Below are 24,702 nucleotides of genomic sequence, written 5' to 3'. Positions count from 1 at the left end.
GCACCCCGGCAGCCCTCACGGGGTGGCGACCGGGGCGGCGTTTTCCGTGCTTCCTGTTAGAATGCCCGCCACTGACTTCCAGGGTAGAAATGCCATGAGCGAACCGCGCAAGCCCCAAGCCGGCCAGGACGGCGCCGATCCCACCACGCACTTCGGCTACAAGACCGTGCGCGAGAGCGAGAAGGCCGAGAAGGTCGCCGAGGTCTTCCACTCGGTCGCCGCCAAGTACGACCTGATGAACGACCTGATGTCCGGCGGCATCCACCGTCTGTGGAAGCGTTTTACCATCGAACTGTCCGGCGTGCGCGCCGGCAACCGGGTGCTGGACATCGCCGGTGGCACCGGCGACCTGACCCGCCAGTTCTCCCGCCTGGTCGGCCCGACCGGCGAAGTGGTGCTGGCCGACATCAACGCCTCGATGCTCAAGGTCGGCCGTGACAAGCTGCTCGACAGCGGCGTCGCCGGCAACGTCAACTTCGTCCAGGCCGACGCCGAGAAGCTGCCGTTCCCCGATAACTACTTCGACGCGGTGACCATCGCCTTCGGTCTGCGCAACGTCACCCACAAGGACGAAGCCATCCGCTCCATGCTGCGGGTGCTCAAGCCCGGCGGCCGCCTGCTCGTGCTGGAGTTCTCCAAGCCCACCAGCAGCCTGCTGTCCAAGGCCTACGACGCTTACTCCTTCACCCTGCTGCCGCTGATGGGCAAACTGGTGACCAACGATTCCGAGAGCTATCGCTACCTCGCCGAATCGATCCGCATGCACCCCGACCAGGAAACGCTGAAGTCGATGATGGTGGAGGCCGGTTTCGACCGCGTCACCTACCACAACATGACCGGCGGCGTGGTCGCCCTGCACCGCGGCATCAAGCCCTGATGACGCTGCTCCTGCAGGCCGCCCTGGCCAGCGCCGAAGCCACCGTCAACCGCGTGCTGCGGCTCGACGGCGTGGCCCTGCGGCGTCTTGGCCGGCTCGCCGGCAAGGTGCTGGAAGTGGACTGCCAGGCGCCCGCGCTGCGGTTGTTCATCCTGCCCGACGCCGACGGCCTGCACCTGGCCGCGCACCACGAGGCAAAGGCCGACTGCACCCTCGTCGCGCCCGCCGGCAGCCTGCTGCAACTGGCGCTGGCCAAGGACAAGACCCGCGTCCTGCACAGCCCGGACGTGACCATGGGTGGCGACAGCGCGATGCTGCTGGAGCTGGCCGACATCCTCCAGAGCCTGGAGCTGGATTGGGAATACGAAGTGTCCCGCTGGCTGGGCCCGGTGCCCGCACACCTGCTTGGCGCGCGCGTGCGCGGCGGCATGGCGTGGGCCGGCGACAGCCTGGAAAGCCTGCGCCTGAGCCTCGCCGACTACCTCGCCGAGGAGAGCCGCACCCTGGTCGGCCAGCATGAAGCCGAAGCGCGCTTCGCCGAGCTGGACCAGTTGAAAATGTCCCTCGACCGCCTCGACGCGCGGATCACCCGCCTGACCCAGAAGATCAAGCCCGACGCATGAAGCTGCTCGCCTTTCGCCGCCTGCTGCGCATCCAGCGCGTAGCCATCCGCTACCGTCTGGACGACATGGTCCTCGAACTGCCTTTCCTGCCCTGGTGGCTGCGCCTGCTCGGCGGTTTGCTGCCCTGGCGCTGGCTGCCGCGCAAGCCGCTGGACCTCAGCCGCGGTGCGCGCATCCGCCTGGCGCTGGAGGACCTCGGACCGATCTTCATCAAGTTCGGCCAGATCCTCTCCACACGCCGCGACCTGCTCCCCGACGACATCGCTCTGGAGCTGGCCTTCCTGCAGGACAAGGTGCCGCCCTTCCCGCCGGAACAGGCCGTGGCGCTCATCGAGCAACAGCTGGGCGCGAAGATCGAGCAGGTGTTCTCGCGCTTCGAACGCGAGCCGCTGGCGTCCGCCTCGGTCGCGCAGGTCCACACCGCGCAGCTGAAGAGCGGCGAAGAGGTGGTGGTCAAGGTGATCCGCCCGAACCTGGAACCGGTGATCCGCTCCGATATCGCCTGGCTGCACATTCTCGCCCGTACCGCCGAGCGCATCTCCGCCGATGCCCGCCGCCTTCACCCGGCCGAAGTGGTCAGCGATTACGAGAAAACCATCTACGACGAGCTGGACCTGCTGCGTGAAGCGGCCAACTCCTCGCAGCTGCGGCGCAACTTCGACGGCTCGCCGCTGCTCTACGTGCCCCAGGTCTACTGGGACTGGTGCCGCCCGAAGGTCCTGGTGATGGAGCGCATCTACGGCATCCCGGTCACCGACCTGGAGACCCTGCGCGACCAGCGCACCGACTTCAAGGCACTGGCCGAGCGCGGTGTGGAGATCTTCTTCACCCAGGTGTTCCGCGACAGCTTCTTCCACGCCGACATGCACCCCGGCAACATCTTCGTCAGCACCCGCACGCCATGGAGCCCGCAGTACATCGCGGTGGACTGCGGCATCGTCGGCAGCCTGACCGACGAGGACCAGGACTACCTGGCGCGCAACCTGATCGCCTTCTTCAAGCGCGACTACCGCAAGGTCGCCCAGCTGCACATCGACTCGGGCTGGGTGCCGGCCGAGACCAAGGTCAACGATTTCGAGGCAGCCATCCGCACCGTGTGCGAGCCGATCTTCGAGAAGCCGCTCAAGGACATCTCCTTCGGCCAGGTGCTGTTGCGCCTGTTCCAGACCGCGCGACGCTTCAATATGGAAGTACAGCCCCAGCTGGTGCTGCTGCAGAAGACCCTGTTGAACATCGAAGGCCTGGGCCGCCAGCTCTACCCGGAGCTGGACCTGTGGACCACCGCGCAACCCTACCTGGAACGCTGGATGCGCGAGCGCATGAGCCCCGGCACCCTGATGCGCAACGCCCAGCAGCACATCGAGCAACTGCCGCACCTGGCGCAGATGACGCGCGAAACCCTGGAACGCCTGTCCCGCGATCCCGATCCGGACAAGCGCCTGGTCATCGAGACCCGCAGCCCTGGCGCGGGCGCGTGGCCGGCGCGACTGATCGGCGCGGTGCTGGTCGCCGGCGCCGCCGAGACCGGGCTCTCCACCGATAGCCTCGCCGCCTGGCCGGCGTGGGCGATGCTGGCCGGTGGTCTGTATCTGATTCTGCGCCGATAGCCAGTCGCCGCACTGGCTGGCACACTTAACCGCTATACACAGTGGCTCCGGGCACCGCGCGTGCCCGCTGTACGGAACCCGAGATGAAAGACTGGCTGGACGAAATCAAGTGGAATGCCGATGGACTGGTGCCGGCGATCGCCCAGGACCATCGCACCGGCCGCGTGCTGATGATGGCCTGGATGAACCGCGAGGCCCTGGCCCTGACCGCTGCCGAGAACCGCGCCATCTACTGGTCGCGCTCGCGCGGCAAGCTCTGGCGCAAGGGCGAGGACTCCGGGCACGTGCAGAAGCTGCATGAACTGCGTCTGGACTGCGACGCCGACGTGGTGATCCTGATCGTCGAGCAACTGGGCGGCATCGCCTGCCACACCGGCCGCGAAAGCTGCTTCTACCGGGTGTTCGAGAATGGCGCCTGGCAGACGGTCGATCCGGTCCTGAAGGACCCGGATGCCATCTACTCCCACGTAGGTACAGGAAAACCCCATGAGCACTGATACCCTCGCCCGTCTGGCGGAAGTCCTCGAAGCGCGCAAGAATGCCGCACCGGACAGCTCCTACGTGGCCAGCCTGTATCACAAGGGCCTGAACAAGATCCTGGAGAAGGTGGGCGAGGAGTCGGTGGAAACCATTCTCGCCGCCAAGGACGCCGCCAGCAGTGGCGACTGCACGGACCTGATCTACGAAACGGCCGACCTCTGGTTCCACTCCCTGGTGATGCTCGCCGCCCTCGGTCAGCACCCACAGGCAGTACTGGACGAGCTGGATCGTCGCTTCGGCCTTTCCGGGCATGACGAGAAGGCCGCGCGCCAGCCGTCTGCCTGAACCCGACAACATTGCGAGGAAAACAAGATGGGCATCTTTGACTGGAAACACTGGGTCGTCATCCTGATCGTCGTGGTCCTGGTGTTCGGCACCAAGCGCCTGAAGAACCTGGGTTCGGACGTCGGCGAAGCCATCAAGGGCTTCAAGAAGGCGATGAACACCGAAGAAGACGAGAAGAAGGACTCGAACGCCGCTGCCGGCAACCCGTCGCTGAACCAGCCGCACACCATCGATGCCCAGGCGCAGAAGGTCGAAGAGCCGGCGCGCAAGGACTGATTCATGTTCGGTATCAGCTTCAGCGAACTGCTGCTGGTTGGCCTCGTCGCCCTGCTGGTGCTCGGTCCCGACCGCCTGCCGGGCGCCGCGCGCACGGCAGGCCTGTGGATCGGCCGGCTCAAACGCAGCTTCAACGCCATCAAGACGGAAGTGGAGCGCGAACTGGGTGCGGATGAAATCCGCCGCCAGCTGCACAATGAACACATCCTGCAGATGGAACAGGAAGCCAAGAAGCTGATGGCGCCGTTGACCGACCTGCAGGAGCAGGCCCGGGAAACCTTCAATCCGCAGCAGCCATCGGCCCAGCCCGACGGTCAGGGCACGCCTGCCGAGCCGCCCGCGGCCCCCAGCATCGCGCCCAACAGCCGCCTGAACAGCCTGCCAGGCGCGGGCATTGCGCCCGCCACCCCGCAAGCGCCCACCGTCGCACCGACCGAGCCCGCTGCCGCGCCGCAGCCCCCTCAACCGGGCCTGTCCGAGCAGCCGAGTCAGCCGCCCGCTTCGTCCGAGACGCCGCGTACCCCATGAGCGCCGAAAAGCCCGACCAGCCCGAACACGACCAGGAAATGCCCCTGGTCTCGCACCTGACCGAACTGCGCACGCGCCTGCTGCGCTGCGTGGTCGCGATCTTCGTGATCTTCATCGGCCTGCTGTACTTCTCGCAGAAGATCTACGCGCTGGCGTCCGAGCCGTTGCGCCGCTTCCTGCCCGAAGGCGCGACCATGATCGCCATCGACCCGGCGTCGGCCTTCCTCGCGCCACTGAAGCTGACCATGATCGTCGCCGTGCTGATTGCCATGCCGGTGATCCTTGGCCAGGTCTGGGGCTTCATCGCACCCGGCCTGTACAAGCACGAAAAGCGCGTCGCCCTGCCGCTGCTGGCCTCCAGCATCGTGCTGTTCTATGCCGGCATGGCCTTCGCCTACTTCCTGGTGTTCCCGTTGATGTTCCACTTCTTCCTTGGCCAGGCGCCGGAAGGCGTGACGCCGATGACGGACATCAACAGCTACCTGGACTTCCTCACCCTGCTGTTCGCCTTCGGCGTCGCCTTCGAGATTCCCGTGGCCACCGTGCTGCTGGTGTGGATCGGGGTGGTGGACGTCGCCTACCTGAAGAAGATCCGCCCCTACGTGATCATCGGCTGCTTCGTGGTCGGCATGGTCCTCACCCCGCCGGACCCGCTGTCGCAGACCCTGCTGGCGGTACCGATGTGGATGCTGTTCGAGGCCGGCGTGCTGTTCAGCCACCTGATCCGCAAGCGTGGGCCGGAAGAGGACGAAACCGAATCCAAGGGCGACCAGCCGCCGGCTACACGCCCTTGAACCTGCTGCTGCTCGACGACGCCGACTTCGTCGCGGCGGACCGCGTGATCCTGCGCGACCGCCGACTCACCCACATGCAGGAGGTCCATCGCGCCGAAAGCGGTGATCAGGTGCGCGTCGGCCGCCTGGGCGGCCTGATGGGCGAAGGCCGCCTGCTGCGTCTGGACGCCAGCGAGGCCGAGTTGCAGGTCAGCTTCGACCAGGCTCCGCCGGCCAAACTGCCACTGACCCTGCTGCTCGCCCTGCCCCGCCCGAAGATGCTCCGTCGCGTGCTGCAGACCGTCGCCGCCATGGGCGTACCGCGCCTGGTTCTGCTCAACAGCTACCGGGTGGAAAAGAGCTTCTGGCAGACCCCCTTCCTCGAGCCCGGCGCCGTGCGCGAGCAACTGATCCTCGGCCTCGAGCAGGCCCGCGATACCGTGTTGCCCGAGGTGATCATCGAGAAGCGCTTCAAGCCCTTCGTCGAGGACCGCCTTCCCGCCATGGCTGCCGGCAGCCTCGGCCTGATCGGCCATCCCGGTCCCTGGCCCGAGTGTCCCCGTGCGCTGAGCGAACCCGCGACCCTGGCCATCGGCCCCGAAGGCGGCTGGATTCCCTACGAGGTCGACAAGCTGCGCGAAGCCGGCCTCACCCCCGTGCAACTGGGCGAACGCATCCTGCGCGTCGAGACCGCGGTGACCGCACTTCTGGCACGCCTGTACTAACGGAGAATGGCTAGAGGCCAGTAACCACGCGGCCTCCAGCGTGAACCACCAGTCAGAAAATTACCGCAAAACCCTTCAGTTCCCCGCAGCGAAGCCGATATCAGCGGTACCGGTCGTCCCCACTCTGCGCATTTCCTGCTCAGCCATGCGTACCGGCCCCGTTCACCCCTGGAGCGCCGCCTTCATGTTTCGCTGGTTCAACAACCTGACTGTCAAACTCAAACTCGCCTCGGGCTTCGGCCTGGTGCTGCTGCTCACCCTGCTGATCGCCCTCACCGGCTGGATCAACCTGGGCAACGTGATCAGCCGCGGCGACAAGCTCGGTGAGATTTCCGAGCTGATCGCGATCGCCAAGGACTTGCGCATCGCCCGCCTCAAATTCCAGTCCACCCGAGCGCCGGAAGACGCCAAGGCGGTGCTCGATACCCTGGACAAGCTGGACCAGCGCCACCGTGGGCTAAATGAGCGCTTCACCGAGGCCGAGGACCGCCGCGTCATCGACCAGCAGCATGAGCTGAGCGTGGAATACCGCAAGCTCTACGCCCAGTTGCTCAAGTCCTTCGAAGAGCGCGATGCCGCCAAGCAAGCGCTGATCAAGGCCGCTGGCGCGGTCAGCGAGGGTATGCAGAAGGCCGAGCAGAAGCTGGTCAGCAACGGCAGCCCGGAAGGCCTGCAGCACCTGCAGGACCTCGCCGGCCTCGGCCGTGGCGTGATGCAGGCACGCCTGCAGGTGATGGCCTACACCAGCACCGACGCGCAGAACCTCGAGCAGCCCGCCTTCGCCGCCCTGCAGACGCTGATCGACGGCGTGAAGAGCGACATGAGCACTTCGCCGGCCGAACTGAACAGCGAGTTCCGCGCCACCCTCGACGCGCTGGAAACCTACCGCAACGCGCTGACCAACTACCGCAACGAGGTCAACGACAGCCAGGCCGCCCGCGACCGCATGCGCGACGCCGGCCAGCAGATCGAGAAGCTGAGCAGCGACCTGACCACCACCCAGACCGCCAAGCGCGACGCTGGTGTCGCCCAGGCCAAGACCCTGCTGGGCCTGGCCTCGCTGATTGCCCTGGTGCTGGGCAGCATCGCCGCCTGGATCATCACCGGGCAGATCGTCAATCCGCTGCGCGACGTGCTGGGCCATGCCGAGCGCATCGCCGACGGCGATCTCAGCCGTGATATCCCCACCACTCGCCACGACGAGCTGGGCCAGTTGCAGAAGAGCATGCAGCGCATGAACCTTTCCCTGCGCGAACTGATCGGCCGCATCCACGACGGTGTGACGCAGATCGCCAGTGCTGCCGAGGAGCTGTCCGCGGTGACCGAGCAGACCAGCGCCGGGGTGAACAACCAGAAGATCGAGACCGACCAGGTCGCCACCGCCATGAACGAAATGGCGGCCACCGTGCAGGAAGTCGCACGCAACGCCGAAGAAGCCTCCGAAGCCGCCTCCGCCGCCGACCGCCAGGCCCGGGACGGCGAAGGCGCGGTGAACGAAGCCGTGACCCAGATGGACCGCCTGGCCGGCGAAGTCGGCCGTACCAACGAATCGGTGCTCAAGCTCAAGCGCGAAAGCGAGAAGATCGGCAGCGTGCTGGACGTGATCAAGGCGGTGGCCGAACAGACCAACCTGCTGGCACTCAACGCCGCCATCGAAGCGGCCCGCGCGGGCGACGCCGGCCGTGGCTTCGCCGTGGTGGCCGACGAGGTGCGCGGCCTGGCACAGCGCACCCAATCCTCCACCGAAGAGATCGAAGAGCTGATCGCCGGCCTGCAGAGCGGTACCCAGCAGGCCGTGCAGATGATGGAAACCAGCCGCGACCTGACCGTCAGCACCGTCGACCTGACCCGTCGCGCCGGCGAACGTCTGGGCGCCATCACCCGCACCGTGTCGACCATCCAGTCGATGAACCAGCAGATCGCCGCCGCTTCCGAGCAGCAGAGCGCCGTGGCCGAAGAGATCAACCGCAGCGTGATGAACGTGCGCGACATCTCCGAGCAAACCGCCGCCGCCAGCGAGGAGACCGCCGCGTCCAGCGTGGAGCTGGCTCGCCTGGGCAACGAGCTGCAGGTACTGGTCAGCCGCTTCCGCGTCTGATCCGCATCGCCGCGCAAAAAAGCCGGCGCAATGCGGGCTTTTTCTGGCCGCCACTCCCGAGCATCGCCCCAGCGGCTTTTCGCAGGAGCGAGCGTGCTCGCGAACCGCCCCCCCCTGCAGGGCTTGTTTGCGAGCACGCTCGCTCCTGCAGGTTTCGCCGCGGTACTCGGCGCAATGCCGAGCCGCGGCGGAAACATCGCGACCAATTCCCGCCTTCAGTTTCGCTTTTCGCGGCCGATAGCCTCTGACGCACGAAGATGCGTCCCGACAATTTTGCCTCGCCTCTGCACTTTTCGCTCTTGCCAGCCCCGGGCCGTCGATCCCGCGGCGACGCCTGCCTGGAGTATTCGACATGTACGATTGGCTAGTAGTACAGCTGGGACGCCTGAACGTCAGCCTGAAGCTGGTAGTGGGCTTCGGCATCCTCCTCTTCCTGACGCTGCTGGTGCTGCTCAGCGGCCTGGGCAGCCTGGATAACCAGGCCCAGCGCGGCCAGCAGATGGCGACCATCACCGAACTCAACGACCTCAGCCAGCAGGCCAACCTCGCGCGCCTGCAATTCGAGCTGGGCGGCGATCGCAGCCAGGCCGAGCGCGTCGAGCAGCACAGCACCAGGATGCTGGAGCTGATCGAGCAGCGCCTGAAGGGCAGCGACATCGACGTCAAACAGCTGGATGCCGCTCGCCAGGCCGTCAGCGAGTATCGCGAAGCCTTCGCCGCCCTGACTCGTGCCGTGGACCAGCGCACCCAGGCCCGCGGCACCCTGGTGGGAAGCGCGCAGAGCGCCCTGCAGGCCTTCGAAGCGCTGGACAAGCGACTCTTCGAGCTGCTCGCCGAACAACCTGGCGACACCCAACTGCTGCACAGCGCCCAGGCGGTCGGCCAACTGCACCAGCAATTGCTGGTGGTGCGCTACCAGGTGCGCGGCTATGTCTTCGAACAATCCGCCAGCGCCGAGCAGTCTGCCTTCGCCGCCTTCGACACGCTGCGCGACACCGGCACCGCCCTGCAGAGCCAGTTGCCGCCCATCGCCACCGACGGCCTGAGCACCGCACTGAAGGACCTGCAGAACTACCGCCGCGGTATCGAACATTTCCGTGACGGCGTCAACGCCACCCTGCAGGCACGCAAGGGGCTGAACGGCGCCAGCGAGGCGGTGCTCACGGCCGCCACCCGACTCTATGACGACACCCTGGCGCGTAACGACGCCGAGACCGCTGCCGCCAAGACCCGGCAGATCCTCATCGCCGTGCTCGCCCTGGCGTTCGGCCTGCTGTCGGGCTGGGCGATCAACCGCCAGATCGTCCGCCCGCTGCACGAAGCCCTGGAGCTGGCCGAGCGCATTGCCCAGGGTGATCTCTCCCAGGGGCTCTCCCGCGACCTTAACCTGCAACGCAGCGACGAGCTGGGCCAGCTGCAGCGGGTGATGCTGCGCATGCGCGAAAGCCTGGCGCAGTTACTCGGCCACATCGGTGGCAGTGTCAGCCAACTGGCTACCGCCGCTGACGAGCTTTCCGCCGTCACCGAACAGACCCGCGCCGGCGTGAACAGCCAGCGTGTCGAGACCGAACAGGTCGCCAGCGCCATCCATGAAATGGCCGCCACCGTGCAGGAGGTCGCGCGCAATGCCGAGCAGGCCTCTGCCGCCGCGCAACAGGCTGACCAGCAGGCCCGCGAGGGCGACCAGGTGGTGCAGAATGCCGTGAACCAGATCGATCGCCTGGCGACCGAGGTGGATCGCTCCGCCGAGGCCATGGAGCTGCTGCGCAAGGAAAGCGAGAAGATCGGCAGCGTGCTGGACGTGATCAAATCGGTGGCGGAGCAGACCAACCTGCTGGCGCTAAACGCCGCCATCGAGGCCGCCCGCGCCGGCGAGGCCGGGCGCGGTTTCGCCGTGGTCGCCGACGAGGTGCGCGGCCTGGCCCAGCGCACACAGTCGTCCACCGCCGAGATCGAGGGCCTGATCGCCGGCCTGCAGCGCGGCGCGCAGGAGGCAGTGACGCGCATGGACGACAGCCGCCGCCTGACCGGCAGCTCGGTGGAACTGACCCGCCGCGCCGGCGAGGCGTTGGGCGTGATTGCCCGTACCGTGGCCGATATTCAGGGCATGAACCTGCAGATCGCTTCGGCTGCCGAGGAACAGAGCAGCGTCGCCGAGGAGATCAACCGCAGCGTGGTGCAGGTCCGCGAGATCGCCGACCAGTCCGCCGCTGCCAGCGAGCAGACTGCCAGCTCCAGCACCGAGCTCGCGCGCCTGGGTAACGAGCTGCAACTGCAGGTGGGGCGCTTCCGCCTGTAAGGCAGCAGTCGGTCGGTGCGCCCGCGCCGACCGACAAGGGCAGGACAGTTGTCATGCGCATGGCGTAGGATCGGTCACTCGCCATATAGGGAGAGTGACCATGCGCCCGCTGACCATCGACCTCGACGAGCTGGCCTTCGCACTCGATACCCAGGGTATCGATCACTACCTCGACCTGTTCAGCGGCCAGGTGCTGCTGATCCCGGAAGAAGACCCCGACCCGGAGCTGGCCGAGCTGCTGCAGCGAGAGCCGGAACGCCTGCTGCCCATTGAGCCCTTGAGCAGCAGCCAGTCGCTGGACCTGATGCGCGATTTCCTCCGCGAAGTGCCCGAACCCCACGCCTATTCCGCCCTGGCCAATGCCATCGAGGGGCGCAAGCCGTTCAAGGCCTTCCGCCATGTGCTGATGGGCTATCCCGAGCTGCTGCAGGCCTGGTACGTCTATCAGGGCGAACGGCTACGCGAGTGCGCGCTGGACTGGCTGGCGGACAACCAGATCCAGCCGGCCGGACGCAGCCCCGGCGCTTATCTGTAGAGCGGCCCCGACCATCGATGCAACCCGCAGGTTCTCGAGCAAGCTCGCTCCTGCAGGCAGCCGGCCAACACGGAGCGCTCGGGCTTGCTCGCGAACCGGTCCGAACCTGGTCGCCCGCTGTAGGAGCGCCCCATCGGCGTGATCGCGGGTATCGCCTGCTCCTGCACGGAGCACCGTGCTAACCGTTGGCGCAGGAGCAGACTCCGTCCGCGATCGGCCACGCCCACGCGGCAGACCATGCCCCGCGCCCAAACAAAAACGCCGCCCCGAAGGGCGGCGTTGCTGTTTTTCGATCAGAACAATCGGCCTTCTGGAGCCTCGCTGGAGATCGGCTTGGCTTCCGCCGCCGTCGCCTGCCAGCCGCCGCCGAGGGCCTTGTACAGGTTGACCTCGCTGGTCAGCTGGTTGAGGCGGTCGGTGATCAGCTGCTGCTGGGCACTGAACAGCGAGCGTTGCGCGTCGAGCAGGGTGAGGTAGTTGTCCACACCGGTGCGGTAGCGCTTGTCGGCCAGGCGGTAGTACTCGCTGCTGGCGTCCACCAGCGCGCGCTGCGCCTGCAGCTGCTCGTTGAAGGTGCCGCGTGCGGCAAGACCATCCGCCACCTCGGAGAACGCCGTCTGAATGGCTTTCTCGTACTGTGCGACGTTGATGTCCTTCTGCACCTTGGCCAGGTCCAGGCTCGCACGCAGGCTGCCGGCGTTGAAGATCGGCAGGCTGATCGACGGCTTGAACAGCCAGGTGCCGGAACCGCCGTCGAACAGGCCGCCGAGGTCCGGGCTGATAGTGCCGGCATTGGCCGTCAGGCTGACACTCGGGAAGAATGCTGCCCGCGCCGCGCCGATGTTGGCGTTGGCCGCCTTGAGCTGGTGCTCCGCCTGCAGGATGTCCGGACGACGTTGCAGCAGGTCCGAAGGCAAGCCCGCCGGCACGGTGGCCAGCAGTTCGTCGCCCAGGCCGCGCCCTTGCGGCAGGTCCGCCGGCAGACCGGAACCGAGCAGCAGCACCAGCGCATTCTGATCCTGCGCCACGAGGCGGGTGTATTGCGCCAGGGTGGCCCGCGCGCTTTCCACCGAAGTCTGTGCCTGGCGCAGATCCAGCGCCGAAGCGACACCTACGTCGTAGCTGCGCTTGGTCAGGTCGTAACTCTTCTGGTAGGTGCCCAGGGTGTCGCGGGTCAGTTGCAGCTGGGCCTGGTCAGCGCGCAGCGTCAGGTAGGCGTTGGCAACGTTGGCCACCAGGCTGGTCTGGGTGCTGCGACGGGCCTCTTCGGTGGCGAAGTACTGCTCCAGCGCCTGGTCACGCAGGGCGCGCAGGCGGCCGAACAGGTCGATTTCCCAGGCAGTGATGCCCAGGGTCGCGCCGTACTGGCTGCTGATCATCGAACTACCGGTCTGCGACAGGTCCGCCGGCAGGCGCTGACGCGAGCCGTCGAAGCTGGCATCGACCGCCGGGAACAGGTCAGCCCGCTGGATGCGGTACTGCGCCCGATAGGCTTCGATGTTCAGCGCGGCGACGCGCAGGTCGCGGTTGTTTTCCAGCGAGACTTCGACGAGTCGCTGCAGTTGCGGGTCCTTGAAGAACTCGCGCCAGCCGATGTCGGCGCCGGCATTGGCCGGCTGCGCCGCGCCGTAGGCGTCGCCCTGCGGATAGGCCCCGGCCACGGGCGCCTCGGGGCGCTCGTAGTCGGGGATCAGCGAGCAGCCGGACAGCACGACTGCCGCGACCGCGAGGGACAGGAAGGACTTTCTCATATCAATGCCCCTTCTCGGTGGCTTCCTGTTCCTTGGACAGCTTGTCCTTGAACAGGGTACTGACCACCACATAGAACAGCGGTACCCAGAAGATCGCGAGGATGGTCGCGGTGACCATGCCGCCGATCACGCCGGTACCGATTGCGTGCTGGCTGCCCGAGCCTGCACCGGTGGAGATCGCCAGCGGCAGCACGCCGAGGACGAACGCCAGGGAGGTCATGACGATCGGACGCAGACGCATCCGGCATGCCTCGATAGCGGCCGCAACGATGGGCTTGCCCTCTCGTTCGTGCAGCTCCTTGGCGAACTCCACGATGAGGATGGCGTTCTTCGCCGACAGGCCGATGGTCGTCAGCAGGCCCACCTGGAAGAACACGTCGTTGGACAGGCCACGCATCGAGGTCGCCAGCAGCGCACCGATGACGCCCAGCGGCACCACCAGCATCACCGAGAACGGGATCGACCAGCTCTCGTACAACGCCGCCAGGCAGAGGAAGACCACGATCAGCGACAGTGCGTAGAGCGCGGGGGCCTGCGAGCCGGACAGACGCTCCTCGTAAGACAGGCCGGTCCAGGAGTAGCCGACACCCTTGGGCAACTGCTTGACGATGTCCTCGACCGCCGCCATGGCCTCACCGGTGGAACGGCCTGGGGCCGGTTCACCAAGGACTTCCATGGCTGGAACGCCGTTGTAGCGCGCCAGTTTCGGCGAACCGTAGCTCCACTCGCCGGTGGCGAAGGCGCTGAACGGCACCATCTCCCCGGCACTGTTGCGCACGTACCACTTGTCCAGGTCTTCCGGGCTCATCCGCGCGTTCGGGCGGCCCTGCAGGTAGACCTTCTTCACCCGACCACGGTCGATGAAGTCGTTGACGTAGTTCGAGCCCCAGGCGATGGACACGGTGGTGTTGATGTCCGCCAGCGAGACGCCTAGCGCACTGGCCTTCTCGTCGTCGATCAGCAGCTTGTATTGCGGTTCGTCGTTCAGGCCGTTGGGACGCACTCGCTGCAGCGCGGGGTTCTGCGCGGCCAGGCCGAGGAACTGGTTGCGCGCCTGCATCAGCACGTCGTGGCCGACGCCGGCCTGGTCCTGGAGGAAGATGTCGAAGCCCACGGCGTTACCCAGCTCGAGCACCGCCGGCGGGGCGAAGGCAAACACCATCGCATCCTTGAAGCTGAAGAAGTGCATCTGCGCGCGCTGAGCCAGCGCGAACACGCTGTTCTCCGCACCTGGGCGCTCTTCCCAGGGCTTGAGCATGATGAACGCCATGCCCGAGCTCTGGCCACGGCCGGCGAAGTTGAAGCCGGTCACGGTGAACACCGAGGCCACCGAGCTGCTTTCCTTGTCCAGCAGGTACTCGCGCATGGAGTCCACCACCACCTGGGTGCGCTCGGCGGAAGAACCGGCCGGGGTCTGCACCTGGGCGAACAGCACGCCCTGATCCTCGTCGGGAAGGAACGCAGTGGGGATGCGGGTGAACAGGTAGACCATGCCGCCAAGGATCAGCACGTACATCAGCAGGTACGGCATGCGGTGGTTGAGGATGGAGGTGACGCCGCGCTCGTAGCCGTGGGTGGTGGCGAGGAACTTGCGGTTGAACCAGCCGAAGAAACCGCGCTTGTGCTCGCCATGGTCGCCCTTCTCGATGGGCTTGAGCATGGTGGCGCACAGTGCGGGGGTGAGGATCAACGCCACGATCACCGACAGGGCCATGGCCGAGACGATGGTGATGGAGAACTGGCGGTAGATCACCCCGGTGGAGCCGCCGAAGAAGGCCATCGGCAGGAATACCGCCGAGAGCACCATGGCGATACCCACCAGCGCACCCTGGATCTGGCCCATGGACTTGCGCGCCGCCTCCTTGGGCGACAGGCCCTCCTCGGCCATCACCCGCTCGACGTTCTCCACCACGACGATGGCATCGTCCACCAACAGGCCGATCGCCAGCACCATGCCGAACATGGTCAGGGTGTTGATCGAGAAGCCGAAGGCGGCGAGCACGCCGAAGGTGCCCAGCAGCACCACCGGCACGGCGATCGTCGGGATCAGCGTGGCGCGGAAGTTCTGCAGGAACAGGTACATCACCAGGAACACCAGCAGGATCGCTTCACCCAGGGTCTTCACCACCTCATGAATGGAAGCGGAAACCACCGGGGTGGTGTCGTACGGGTAGACGATCTTCATGCCCTGCGGGAAGAACGGCTCCAGCGTGGCCAGGGTGGCACGGATCGACTTCGCAGTGTCCAGCGCGTTGGCGCCGGTGGCCAGCTTGATCGCGATACCCGAGGCCGGTTTGCCATTGAACTGGGCGTTGATGCTGTAGTCCTGGCCACCCAGGGCGACATCGGCGACGTCCTTCAGGCGAACCTGAGAGCCGTCGGCGTTGACCTTGAGCAGGATGTTCTGGAACTGCTCGGCACTCTGCAGACGAGTCTTGCCGATGATCGTGGCGTTGAGCTGCTGCCCCTTGACCGCGGGCAGACCACCCAGCTGGCCGGAGGAGATCTGCACGTTCTGCGCCTGGATCGCCGTCTTCACGTCGCCCGGGGTCATCTGGAAGCTGTTGAGCTTCGCCGGGTCCAGCCAGATACGCATGGCGTACTGCGAACCGAACACCTGGAAGTCACCCACACCCGCAGTCCGCGACAGCGGGTCCTGGATGTTGGACACGATGTAGTTCGACAGGTCTTCCTTGGTCATGCTGCCGTCTTCGGAGACGACGCCGACCACCATCAGGAAGTTCTTCACCGCCTTGGTCACGCGGATGCCCTGCTGCTGCACTTCCTGCGGCAGGAGCGGCGTGGCCAGCTGCAGCTTGTTCTGCACCTGAACCTGGGCGATGTCAGGGCTGGTGCCCTGGTCGAAGGTCACGGTAATGGTCATGCTGCCGTCGGAGTTGGACTCCGAGGAGATGTAGCGCAGATGGTCGAGACCGTTCATCTGCTGCTCGATGACCTGCACCACCGTGTCCTGCACCGTCTCGGCGGAGGCACCCGGGTAGCTCACCTGGATGGCGATGGCCGGCGGCGCAATGGCCGGGTACTGGTTTACCGGCAACTTGAGGATCGACAGACCGCCCGCCAGCATGATCACCAGGGCGATTACCCAGGCGAAGATGGGCCGGTCAATGAAAAACTTCGACATTACGAATCCCCTTGATTAACCCTGCTTGGCCGGTTCTGCGGCGGCGGGCTTGTCGGCGGCACCCGCGGTGGGCGCCACGTTCTTCGCGGGTACTGCCTTGGCCTGGGCGCCCGGTTGGACGTACTGCAGGCCTTCGGTGATCAGGCGGTCGCCAGGCTTCAGGCCATCGCTGACCAGCCAGTAGGCGCCGATGGTGCGATCGGCCTTGATGGTGCGCAGCTCGACCTTGTCCTCGCCATTGAGCACAAGCGCCGTCGCCATGCCGCGGAAGTCACGGGTGACGCCCTGTTGCGGCGCCAGGATGGCCTGCTTCTTGATGCCCTCCTCCAGCTGCGCATGGACGAACATGCCCGGCAGCAGCTCCTTGTTAGGGTTGGGGAAGATCGCGCGCACGGTCACCGAGCCGGTGCCCTGATCAACCGAGACCTCGGAGAACTCCAGCTTGCCCTCGATGGGGTATTCGGAGCCGTCTTCCAGGTACAGCTTGACCTTGGCGGCGTTGTCGCCGGCCTTCTCCAGTTGCCCGGCAGCCAGCTCGCGGCGCAGGCGGATCAGCGAGGTGGAAGACTGGGTAACGTCCACGTAGATCGGGTCCAGCTGCTGCACGGTCGCCAGGGCTGTGGCCTGGCCGTTCTGCACCAGGGCGCCTTCGGTCACGCTGGAACGGCCGATGCGGCCGGAGATCGGCGAGTAGACCTTGGTGTAGCGCACGTTGATCTGGGCGCTGTCGACGGTGGCCTTGGCCTGCAGGTAGGCGGCCTGGGCATCGGCGTATTGCTGCTTGCTCACCGCCTCGTCCTTGACCAGTTCCTTGTAGCGCTCGGCCTGCTGCTGGGTGGACACCAGGTTGGCCTGGGCACTCTGCAGGGTCGCCTCATAGGTGGCCGGGTCGATCTGGTACAGCTGCTGGCCTTCCTTGACGTCGCTGCCTTCCTTGAACAGGCGCTTGAGGATGATGCCGTTCACCTGCGGGCGAACTTCGGCAATGCGATACGCGGTGGTACGGCCCGGCAGTTCGGTGCTCAGGGTCACCTCCTGCGGTTGCAGGGTGACGACACCGACCTCGGGGATCTGCTTCTCCTGCGGGGCCTGGGCTTTGTCGCAGCCGGCAAGAGTGGCCATGGCGACGAGCAGGGCCGGGACCAGGGCGCGCATGGCTGGCTTTCGTTGCATATCGTTGTCCTCGTGAGCAAAGCATCCGGTTTGGCTGTGGGCTTGCCGGTCCGGAAAAGCTGGCAAAAATACTTACATTCAGCTCTGTTTGTAAACGTCCGAAAGCCCTGAGGGAAAACTACTGAAACGTTTTAGCCAATGGCTGATGTCGCAGTAGGTTTCCCGCAAGGCAGTCGCGGCGACGAACAAAGTTGATATCATCAACTAAAATACGAAAAAATGGTTGAGCCGATCAACCTGATTTACACAAGACTTACCGTGACCGAGCCGATGACCCACAGCGTGAATCCCGACCTGCCACAGACCCTGATGAAGGTTCTCGACCACTTGCGCGAGCGCCTCCAGGATGAACTGTGCGCCGAAGGCATCGACCTCACGCCGCCGGACATCCGCCTACTCGAATTGATCGGCGCCGATGCCGGCCAGAGCCTGCAGAGCCTGGGTCGCAAGATGTGCCGAGACAAAGCGCTGGTGACCCGCAAGATTCGTGAAATGGAGACTCTCGGCCTGGTTCGCCGCGAACGCAACCCCGACGACCAGCGCAGCTTCCAGCTGTTCCTCACCGAGGCCGGGAATCGTGTCGACGAGCGCACCCAGGCCATCCTCGCACGAACCCATGACAGTCTGTTCGCACCACTGGACGACGAGGAACAACGCACCCTCACCCAGCTCCTGCGGCAATGCCTGCAGGGTCACGCGGACTGACGCCACAAACGAAAACGCCGGCATTCGCCGGCGTTTTCGCATTCCTGCGTCTTACTGACGCACCCCTTCTACCGACAGGGTCAGCTCGACTTCCTGGGAAGCCGGGCCGAGGTCGCGCTGAATGTTGAAGTCCTTCAGCTTGAGGGTGGTGGTACCGAGGAAACCGGCACGGTAGCCGCCCCACGGATCATCGCCCTGACCGACCAGCTCAGCCTTGATGGTGACCGGCTTGGTCACGCCGTTCAGGGTCAGGTTGCCGGTGATCTCGGCATTCTTGCCATCGGCCTTCACGGCGGTGGATTCGAAAGTCGCGGTCGGGTTCTTCGAGACATTCAGGAAGTCCGCGCTGCGCAGGTGCTTGTCACGCTCGGCGTGGTTGGAGTTCACGCTATTGGTGTTGATGGTCACCTTGACCTTGTCGGCGGACGGGTTCTTCTCGTCGAAGGTGAAGGCACCGTCGAAGTCGTCGAAGCGGCCGTACAGCCAGCTGTAGCCCAGGTGCTTGATGCGGAACTCGATGAAGGCGTGCTGGCCTTCCTTGTCGATCTTGTAGTCCGCGGCCATGGCCTGGCCAGCGGAGAACAGGGCGGTACCCAGCGCCAGAGCGGCAAACGTCTTCTTCAGCATTGAAGCAATCTCCCTTTGAGGTGAGGTGTTATTTCGCGGCACGACCGAGCATGCGCACCAGAGTCGCATCGCGGTCGAGGAAATGGTGTTTGAACGCCGCCAGGGCGTGCAGCACGGCCAGCACCACCAGGGTCCAGGCCAGGTACAGGTGGATCGCACCGGCGATATCGGCCTGGTCGGTGATACCGCTCAGCGTGGCGGGCACGTCGAACCAGCCGAACACGCTGATGGGTTTTCCCTCGGCGGTGGAAATCAGGTAGCCGGCAATGATCACGGCAAACAGCAGCGCGTAGAGCGCCAGGTGGCCGAGCTTGGTGGCCACGCGGGTCATCTGCCCGTGGTTGGCCGGCGCCGGCGGCGCCGGGCTGATGAAGCGCCAGAGCACGCGCACGATCAGCGCAATGGCCAGGAGGATGCCGATGCTCTTGTGGATTTCCGGGGCGCGGTGGTACCAGGTGTCGTAGTAGTCCAGCTCGCGCATCCACAGGCCCAGGCCGAACAGGCCGAAGACCACCAGCGCGCTGCCCCAGTGCAGGAACAGGCTCACCAGTCCGTAGCGAGCGGGGGAATTACGCCATTGCATCGATCGACATCCTTGATTACGGGAGCTCAAGACTAGCGGTTAATACATCGAATAAAAGCAGAAAAATCTGCTTTGAAACATCGACTGACAAGATAGGTCACGGTCTGAAACGCCCGTCCCAGAGCCAGAAACGACAATGCCGGCTTTCGCCGGCATTGTGGAGGGAGCTGCGTGGATCAGAACGGCAGCCAGGACATGATGCCCTTCTTCTCGCCCTTCTCGGCCGGCTTGTCGCTGGCGGCCGGCTTGTTGTCAGCGACCATCGTCGCGCCTTCGAGCACCGGCGTCTTGCCGGCGTACAGGTCGCGGACCTGGCTGGCAGCACGCTTGCCGCTGCGCAGGGCGCCTTCGATGGTGCCCGGATAGAGCGCATCGGTGTGCTCGCCGGCGAAGGCCACGCGGGACACCGGGGTCTCCCACACACGCCAGAAGCGGCTGATCTGGCCCGGACCATAGGCCAGATAGGAACCGCCCGTGCCGGCGTCGATGCTGTAACGACGCATTTCGTAGCCGTCGTAGGCACCGCGCATCTTCGGATAGTACTTGTTCATGCGGATCAGCACCTGCTCGGAAAGCTGGCGGTCACCGAAGGCCTGCATCACGCGGGCGTTGTCGCCGGACAGGTTGATCAGCACGTTGGCGCCGCCCTTGGTCGCGGGCTCGACCCAGATCATGCCCAGGCCCTGGTCGCTATAGATCTCGCCGGACAGGCGAGTCTTGTCGTCCCACACCGGCCGCTTGAACTTCATCAGGATCTGGTCGCGCCAGCCGTAGTTGGTGCCCTTGAGCGCCGCCAGCTGCTTGTCGTTCAGGCCTGGGGTCAGGGTGATGTTGCCCAGGGCGCGCAGCGGGACGGCCAGCACCAGGTAGTCGGCGCTGTAGCCGGTAGCGCCGACCTTGACGGTCACACCGTCCTTGTCCTGGCTGATCGAGGTGACCTTGGCGTTGGTCTTGATGGTCTTGATCTGCTTGACGAAGGCCTGGGCCAACACCTGGCTGCCGCCGGGCAGGCGTGCCGCACGCAGGTCGCGGTCGTCGACGCCACGGTACACACGACCCTGCTGGGCGAGGTAGAGCAGCGACAGGCGCGACGGCTCGTCGTAATGCGAGCGGATGCGCTGGTTGACCAGCAGGCGCGCGGTCGGCGACAGGTTCAACTTGTCCAGCCAGCGTGCGGCGGTGAGCTGGTCGAGGGCGAACAGGGTCTTGTTCGCCAGCGGATTGAGCGGGTCGTCGATGGAGGCGGACAGCTCGTTCAGCGACTTCTCGAAGCGCTCCAGGTCAGCGGCGACGGCCGGCATCTTCGCCTTCAGGTCAGCGCTGGTGTAGTAGAGGCCGTCGATCAGGTAGCTCGGGGTACGGACGAATTCCGGCGCCGGCACCGAGTTCACCTTCAGGGTGTCCAGGTAGCCGTTGAGGGTCGGCTGGACCTTCTTGTTGCCGATCCATTCGCTGGTGGCCAGGCCCGAACGGCCGCCCACCTGCGGCTTGGCTTCCAGCAGGGTGACCTGCCAGCCCGCCTCCTGCAATTCGTAGGCCGCGGAAAGACCGGCGAGCCCACCACCGACCACGATGGCGGTCGGTTGTTTGTCCTTGCCCAGCGCTACCGCACTGAACACCCCCAGAGCAAGCAACGCGGCAGCGCGCAGCCATCCCATTTTCATCGCCAGACTTCCCCGAATTGGTGCAAAGGCGCGAAGCATACGTCAGCGCCCGAGAGCCGAATAGCCGTCTTGGTCGGCTGCCTGGAGCCTGTGCCCCGGGACGCGTCCTTGTTCATCTCAGGTGCATTGCATAGGCTTGCCCGATCCGGGCGAGTCGACCGTCTGACGAGCCATCATTTCAAGGAGCAGACCATGGGCCTGAACGCCGAGTGGATGCAGCGCGATCTCGAGGTGCTGTGGCACCCCTGCACCCAGATGAAAGACCACGAACGCCTGCCGGTGATCCCGATCCGCCGCGGTGAAGGCATCTGGCTGGAGGACTTCGAGGGCAAGCGCTACCTGGACGCGGTCAGCTCCTGGTGGGTCAACGTGTTCGGCCACACCAACCCGCGCATCAACCAGCGCATCAAGGACCAGGTGGACCAGCTGGAGCACGTGATCCTCGCCGGCTTCAGCCACCAGCCGGTGATCGAGCTGTCCGAACGGCTGCTGCGCCTGGCGCCGGCCGGCTTCTCCCGGGTGTTCTACGCCGACAGCGGCTCGGCCGGCATCGAGGTCGCGCTGAAGATGAGCTACCACTACTGGCACAACCTCGGCCAGCCGGAGAAGAAGCGTTTCATCACCCTGACCAACAGCTACCACGGCGAGACCGTGGCGGCGATGTCGGTGGGCGACGTGGCGCTGTTCACCGAGACCTACAAGTCGCTGCTGATGGACACCATCAAGGTGCCGACTCCCGACTGCTACCTGCGCCCCGAGGGCGTGAGCTGGGAGGAGCACTCGCGGACGATGTTCGCCGCCATGGAGCAGGCGCTGGAACAGCACCACCAGGAAGTCGCGGCGGTGATCGTCGAGCCGCTGGTGCAGGGCGCCGGCGGCATGCGCATGTACCACCCGGTCTACCTCAAGCTGCTGCGCGAGGCCTGCGACCGCTACGGCGTGCACCTGATCCACGACGAGATCGCCGTCGGCTTCGGCCGCACCGGTACCATGTTCGCCTGCGAACAGGCCGGCATCACCCCGGACTTCCTCGTGCTGTCCAAGGCACTCACCGGCGGCTACCTGGCGATGAGCGCGGTGCTCACCACCGACAAGGTCTACCAGGCCTTCTACGACGACTACGCCACCCTGCGCGCCTTCCTCCACTCGCACACCTACACCGGCAACCCGCTGGCCTGCGCCGCCGCCCTGGCGACCCTGGACATCTTCGAGCAGGACAACGTCATCGAGGCCAACAAGGCCCTGGCGACCAGGATGGCCAGCGCCACCGCGCACCTGGCCGACCACCCGCACGTCTCGGAAATCCGCCAGACCGGCATGATCCTCGCCATCGAGATGGTCCAGGACAAGGCCACCAGGACCACCTACCCGTGGCAGGAACGCCGCGGCCTGAAGGTCTTCCAGCACGGCCTGGAGCGCGGCGCGCTGCTGCGCCCGCTGGGCAGCGTGGTGTACTTCCTGCCGCCGTACATCATCACCCCCGAGCAGATCGACTTCCTCGCCGAGGTCGCCAGCGAAGGCATCGACATCGCCACCCGCGACAGCGTGAGCGTGGCGGTCAGCGAACGCTTCCCCGAGCATCGCGATCCGGGCTGATCGGCTACAAGCGGCAGGCCGAAAGCTTTAAGCTTGCCGCTTTCCCCCATCAGTTCGACATCGCCATGCGCCTCTCCCGTTTCTTCATCGACGCCCCGCTTTCCCTCGGCCAGCACGAGCTGCCCGAAGCCCAGGCCCACTACATTGGCCGCGTGCTGCGCCATTCGGCCGGTGACGCGGTGCAGCTGTTCGACGGCTCGGGCCGCGAGTACCTGGGCGAACTGATCGAAGTCGGCAAGAAGACCGTCCGCGTGGAACTGCGCGAGGCCTTCGACGGCCAGGCAGAATCACCGCTGCGCGTGCACCTGGGCCAGGGCCTGTCCCGTGGCGAGCGCATGGACTGGGCGATCCAGAAAGCCACCGAACTGGGCGCCAGCGAGATCACACCGATCGTCAGCGAACGCTGCGAAGTGCGCCTGAAGGACGAACGCGCCGACAAACGCATGGCGCACTGGCGCCAGGTGGCGATCAGCGCCTGCGAACAATGCGGCCGCTCGGTGCTGCCGGTGCTCAACGCCCCGATCACCCTCGCCGACTGGCTGGAGAGCTGCGAGGCGCAGCTCAAGCTGGTGCTGCACCCGGTGGCAGAGCCGCTGACCAGCCATGACCGGCCATCCAGCCTGGCCTTTCTGATCGGCCCGGAGGGCGGCTTGAGCGAGGCGGAAGTGGAGCAGGCCAAAGGCACCGGCTTCCACGCCGCGCGACTGGGGCCGCGCGTGTTGCGCACCGAGACCGCCCCCGTGGTGGCGCTGAGCGTAGCGCAGCAGCTGTGGGGCGATTTCTGAACGCTTCGCCGCGTCAGAGCCCTCTCAGCGCCAACCCCGCCAGGACCAGCAGCACCACCCCGCACAACGCATGGCTCACCCGGTGCCAGCGCGGCGAAGCATTGCGCCGCAGCCAATCCACCAGCGCTGCGCAAAGGAAGCAGCAGAGCACCGACGCGGTCATGAAGCCGGCGAAGAACACCAGCGAGTCCGCCAGCGACGGCACGCCGTCCACCAGCCCTGCCATGGCGCCGCCCAGCGCGCCCCAATAGACGATGTTCTTGGGGTTAGACAGCGACAGCATCGCGCCGGACGCGAAAGCCCCGGCGTGGTGCTCACCGGTGTCGCCCGTCTCCACCACGCCGACTTCACGGGCATCGCGCAGGCTCTGCAGGCCCAGCCAGGCCAGGTAGGCGGCACTGGCCAGGGTCAGCGGCAGGCGCAAGGTTTCATGGCCGAACAACAGCGCCAACCCGGTGAGACCGATCAGTGCCCAGACGGCATCGCCGATCAGCGAGCCGAACTGCACCAGCAATGCCGGGCGGAAACCGCCCTTCAGGCCGCGGCGCAGGGTTTCGGCGAGGACCGCACCGGGAGACAGGCAGAAGACGGCGCCAAACAGCAGCGCGGCGAAGAACAGGGTCATGGATCAACTCTCGAACAGGATGGCGATGGGACGATTCTGCCTGGGTCACGGCCGTCGGACTTGAACCGGATTGCTCAGCGCAGAGCGCGTTGGAAGTGTCCTGGCGACACGCCATAGGCTGCGCGGAAGTGACGGTTCAGGTGGCTCTGGTCAGCAAAGCCCAGCTCATGCGCCACGTCGGTGGCCGGCAGGCCGGCGCGCAGCAGCGCCTGGGCGCGACGGGTGCGCAGTTGCATGGCCCACTGACGGGGACTGAGGCCCACCTGTTTCTGAAAGCTGCGCAGGAGGTGGAAGCGCGACAGGCCGAGATGGGCCGCCATTTCGTCGAGGCTCGGTTGCCGCGCCAGATCGGCCGCCAGCCAGTCCTGCAGGTCGGCGATCCGCCCGCCACTCTCCGCCGCTTCGAGGGGCAGGCGCACGCCCATGGCGCGAGCGATCTCGGCCAGCAGCAGCGTCAGGTGTTCTTCGCCGCGCTGGCGGACGAAGGCGTCATCGCCGAGCACGCGCTCGACCGCATCGGCCATCGTGGCGGCCAGGGCCGGCAGACGGTCGGTGGGTCGCTCGAATTCCAGGCGCTGCAGGCCGAGCATCGCGGCCAGCTGGTCGGGGGCAAGGTAGAGACTGACGAATTGCCAGGGCTGGCCTTCGGCAACGCCGCCGCCCTGGATCTGGCCGGGGTTGTAGCAGGTGAAGCAGCCGGGGCCAGCGTCGAAGGTGCGGCCGTCCAGCCAGACGCTCTCTTCACCACGCAGGTTGGCGCTGATGACGAACTCGTCGTGGCTGTGGCGTTCGAAACGGTGGCCGCCGAGGGTGGCGCCAGCGACCTCGAAGCCGGGTTGGTCCCCCAGCTGGGCGAGGCGCAGGCCACCGTTCATGGCAGGC

General features: G+C 65.9%; 23 protein-coding genes and 2 pseudogenes. 17 read left to right on the top strand and 8 right to left on the bottom strand.

Annotation, left to right across the window (positions count from 1 at the left end; genetic code table 11):
* The first annotated feature begins 94 nt into the window (after positions 1 to 94).
* From ubiE to AC1ZV1_RS02260, 14 genes and pseudogenes are all read left to right on the top strand, one after another.
* Complete coding sequence (gene ubiE / locus AC1ZV1_RS02325; RefSeq protein WP_045212891.1) at positions 95 to 877, top strand: bifunctional demethylmenaquinone methyltransferase/2-methoxy-6-polyprenyl-1,4-benzoquinol methylase UbiE; 783 nt, start codon at positions 95 to 97, stop codon at positions 875 to 877.
* Positions 874 to 1,500 carry a ubiquinone biosynthesis accessory factor UbiJ gene (locus AC1ZV1_RS02320; RefSeq protein WP_484297489.1) on the top strand — a complete coding sequence of 209 codons (627 nt, stop codon included), beginning with the start codon at positions 874 to 876 and terminating at the stop codon, positions 1,498 to 1,500. The genes ubiE and AC1ZV1_RS02320 overlap by 4 nt, the downstream gene beginning before the upstream one ends.
* Positions 1,497 to 3,107: a ubiquinone biosynthesis regulatory protein kinase UbiB gene (ubiB, locus tag AC1ZV1_RS02315; RefSeq protein ID WP_484295356.1), complete on the top strand. Its 1,611-nt coding sequence runs from the start codon at positions 1,497 to 1,499 to the stop codon at positions 3,105 to 3,107. The genes AC1ZV1_RS02320 and ubiB overlap by 4 nt, the downstream gene beginning before the upstream one ends.
* Positions 3,108 to 3,190: 83 nt before the next feature.
* The gene (gene hisI / locus AC1ZV1_RS02310) at positions 3,191 to 3,604 is read left to right on the top strand and encodes a phosphoribosyl-AMP cyclohydrolase (RefSeq protein ID WP_484295355.1); all 414 of its coding nucleotides are present in this window, start codon (positions 3,191 to 3,193) and stop codon (positions 3,602 to 3,604) included.
* A complete protein-coding gene (locus AC1ZV1_RS02305; RefSeq protein WP_017520156.1) occupies positions 3,594 to 3,932 on the top strand; it encodes a phosphoribosyl-ATP diphosphatase in 339 nt (112 codons plus the stop codon). The genes hisI and AC1ZV1_RS02305 overlap by 11 nt, the downstream gene beginning before the upstream one ends.
* A 27-nt stretch (positions 3,933 to 3,959) precedes the next feature.
* Positions 3,960 to 4,208, top strand: coding sequence for a twin-arginine translocase TatA/TatE family subunit (locus AC1ZV1_RS02300; RefSeq protein WP_484295354.1), 249 nt, complete (start codon positions 3,960 to 3,962; stop codon positions 4,206 to 4,208).
* A gap of 3 nt (positions 4,209 to 4,211) precedes the next feature.
* Entirely contained in the window at positions 4,212 to 4,736 is a 525-nt protein-coding gene (gene tatB / locus AC1ZV1_RS02295; protein WP_484295353.1) for a Sec-independent protein translocase protein TatB, read from the top strand.
* The gene (tatC, locus tag AC1ZV1_RS02290; RefSeq protein WP_484295352.1) at positions 4,733 to 5,530 is read left to right on the top strand and encodes a twin-arginine translocase subunit TatC; all 798 of its coding nucleotides are present in this window, start codon (positions 4,733 to 4,735) and stop codon (positions 5,528 to 5,530) included. The genes tatB and tatC overlap by 4 nt, the downstream gene beginning before the upstream one ends.
* Positions 5,527 to 6,234, top strand: coding sequence for a 16S rRNA (uracil(1498)-N(3))-methyltransferase (locus AC1ZV1_RS02285; RefSeq protein WP_484295351.1), 708 nt, complete (start codon positions 5,527 to 5,529; stop codon positions 6,232 to 6,234). The genes tatC and AC1ZV1_RS02285 overlap by 4 nt, the downstream gene beginning before the upstream one ends.
* Positions 6,235 to 6,379: 145 nt before the next feature.
* Positions 6,380 to 7,411 (top strand): annotated as a pseudogene (locus AC1ZV1_RS02280) (methyl-accepting chemotaxis protein); the annotation flags it as partial.
* Between the two features lie 48 nt (positions 7,412 to 7,459).
* On the top strand, positions 7,460 to 8,332 hold the full coding sequence (locus tag AC1ZV1_RS02275; protein WP_484297488.1) for a methyl-accepting chemotaxis protein: 873 nt from the start codon (positions 7,460 to 7,462) through the stop codon (positions 8,330 to 8,332).
* 352 nt (positions 8,333 to 8,684) lie between these two features.
* Positions 8,685 to 9,725 (top strand): annotated as a pseudogene (locus AC1ZV1_RS02270) (methyl-accepting chemotaxis protein); the annotation flags it as partial.
* A 33-nt stretch (positions 9,726 to 9,758) separates the two neighbouring features.
* Positions 9,759 to 10,631: a methyl-accepting chemotaxis protein gene (locus AC1ZV1_RS02265; protein WP_484297487.1), complete on the top strand. Its 873-nt coding sequence runs from the start codon at positions 9,759 to 9,761 to the stop codon at positions 10,629 to 10,631.
* 100 nt (positions 10,632 to 10,731) lie between these two features.
* A complete protein-coding gene (locus AC1ZV1_RS02260; protein ID WP_484295350.1) occupies positions 10,732 to 11,166 on the top strand; it encodes a UPF0158 family protein in 435 nt (144 codons plus the stop codon).
* Between the two features lie 293 nt (positions 11,167 to 11,459).
* Here the strand turns inward: AC1ZV1_RS02260 and AC1ZV1_RS02255 are convergent, their stop codons facing one another.
* From AC1ZV1_RS02255 to mexA, 3 genes are read right to left on the bottom strand one after another with little or no spacing between them, the layout of a single operon-like run.
* A complete protein-coding gene (locus AC1ZV1_RS02255) occupies positions 11,460 to 12,917 on the bottom strand; it encodes an AdeC/AdeK/OprM family multidrug efflux complex outer membrane factor (RefSeq protein ID WP_484295349.1) in 1,458 nt (485 codons plus the stop codon).
* 1 nt (position 12,918) lies between these two features.
* Positions 12,919 to 16,062, bottom strand: a complete 3,144-nt coding sequence (locus AC1ZV1_RS02250; RefSeq protein WP_484295348.1) for an efflux RND transporter permease subunit — start codon at positions 16,060 to 16,062, stop codon at positions 12,919 to 12,921.
* 15 nt (positions 16,063 to 16,077) lie between these two features.
* Positions 16,078 to 17,235: a multidrug efflux RND transporter periplasmic adaptor subunit MexA gene (gene mexA / locus AC1ZV1_RS02245; RefSeq protein WP_484295347.1), complete on the bottom strand. Its 1,158-nt coding sequence runs from the start codon at positions 17,233 to 17,235 to the stop codon at positions 16,078 to 16,080.
* Positions 17,236 to 17,505: 270 nt separating this feature from the next.
* Between mexA and AC1ZV1_RS02240 the strand changes: the two genes are divergently transcribed.
* Positions 17,506 to 17,940, top strand: a complete 435-nt coding sequence (locus tag AC1ZV1_RS02240) for a MarR family winged helix-turn-helix transcriptional regulator (protein WP_484297486.1) — start codon at positions 17,506 to 17,508, stop codon at positions 17,938 to 17,940.
* 51 nt (positions 17,941 to 17,991) lie between these two features.
* Here the strand turns inward: AC1ZV1_RS02240 and AC1ZV1_RS02235 are convergent, their stop codons facing one another.
* The 3 genes from AC1ZV1_RS02235 to AC1ZV1_RS02225 form a co-directional block, all read right to left on the bottom strand.
* On the bottom strand, positions 17,992 to 18,567 hold the full coding sequence (locus tag AC1ZV1_RS02235; protein WP_236172723.1) for a YceI family protein: 576 nt from the start codon (positions 18,565 to 18,567) through the stop codon (positions 17,992 to 17,994).
* 28 nt (positions 18,568 to 18,595) lie between these two features.
* Positions 18,596 to 19,150: a cytochrome b gene (locus tag AC1ZV1_RS02230; RefSeq protein WP_484295346.1), complete on the bottom strand. Its 555-nt coding sequence runs from the start codon at positions 19,148 to 19,150 to the stop codon at positions 18,596 to 18,598.
* A 176-nt stretch (positions 19,151 to 19,326) separates the two neighbouring features.
* A complete protein-coding gene (locus AC1ZV1_RS02225; RefSeq protein ID WP_484295345.1) occupies positions 19,327 to 20,814 on the bottom strand; it encodes a flavin monoamine oxidase family protein in 1,488 nt (495 codons plus the stop codon).
* A 192-nt stretch (positions 20,815 to 21,006) separates the two neighbouring features.
* Here AC1ZV1_RS02225 and AC1ZV1_RS02220 point away from each other — a divergent pair, with 192 nt between their 5' ends.
* Together AC1ZV1_RS02220 and AC1ZV1_RS02215 are read left to right on the top strand one after the other, a co-directional pair.
* Positions 21,007 to 22,410 carry an adenosylmethionine--8-amino-7-oxononanoate transaminase gene (locus AC1ZV1_RS02220; RefSeq protein WP_484295344.1) on the top strand — a complete coding sequence of 468 codons (1,404 nt, stop codon included), beginning with the start codon at positions 21,007 to 21,009 and terminating at the stop codon, positions 22,408 to 22,410.
* Between the two features lie 65 nt (positions 22,411 to 22,475).
* Entirely contained in the window at positions 22,476 to 23,195 is a 720-nt protein-coding gene (locus AC1ZV1_RS02215) for a 16S rRNA (uracil(1498)-N(3))-methyltransferase (protein ID WP_484295343.1), read from the top strand.
* 13 nt (positions 23,196 to 23,208) lie between these two features.
* Here AC1ZV1_RS02215 and AC1ZV1_RS02210 read toward each other — a convergent pair whose 3' ends face one another.
* Positions 23,209 to 23,820, bottom strand: coding sequence for a LysE family translocator (locus AC1ZV1_RS02210; RefSeq protein ID WP_484295342.1), 612 nt, complete (start codon positions 23,818 to 23,820; stop codon positions 23,209 to 23,211).
* A 74-nt stretch (positions 23,821 to 23,894) separates the two neighbouring features.
* A complete protein-coding gene (locus AC1ZV1_RS02205) occupies positions 23,895 to 24,695 on the bottom strand; it encodes an AraC family transcriptional regulator (RefSeq protein ID WP_484295341.1) in 801 nt (266 codons plus the stop codon).
* Positions 24,696 to 24,702 lie beyond the last annotated feature (7 nt).

It is taken from the genome of Pseudomonas sp. BB438, from assembly GCF_057180225.1.
Note: the sequence above shows the minus strand (reverse complement) of the source record. Positions and strands in the feature narration are given on the sequence as shown.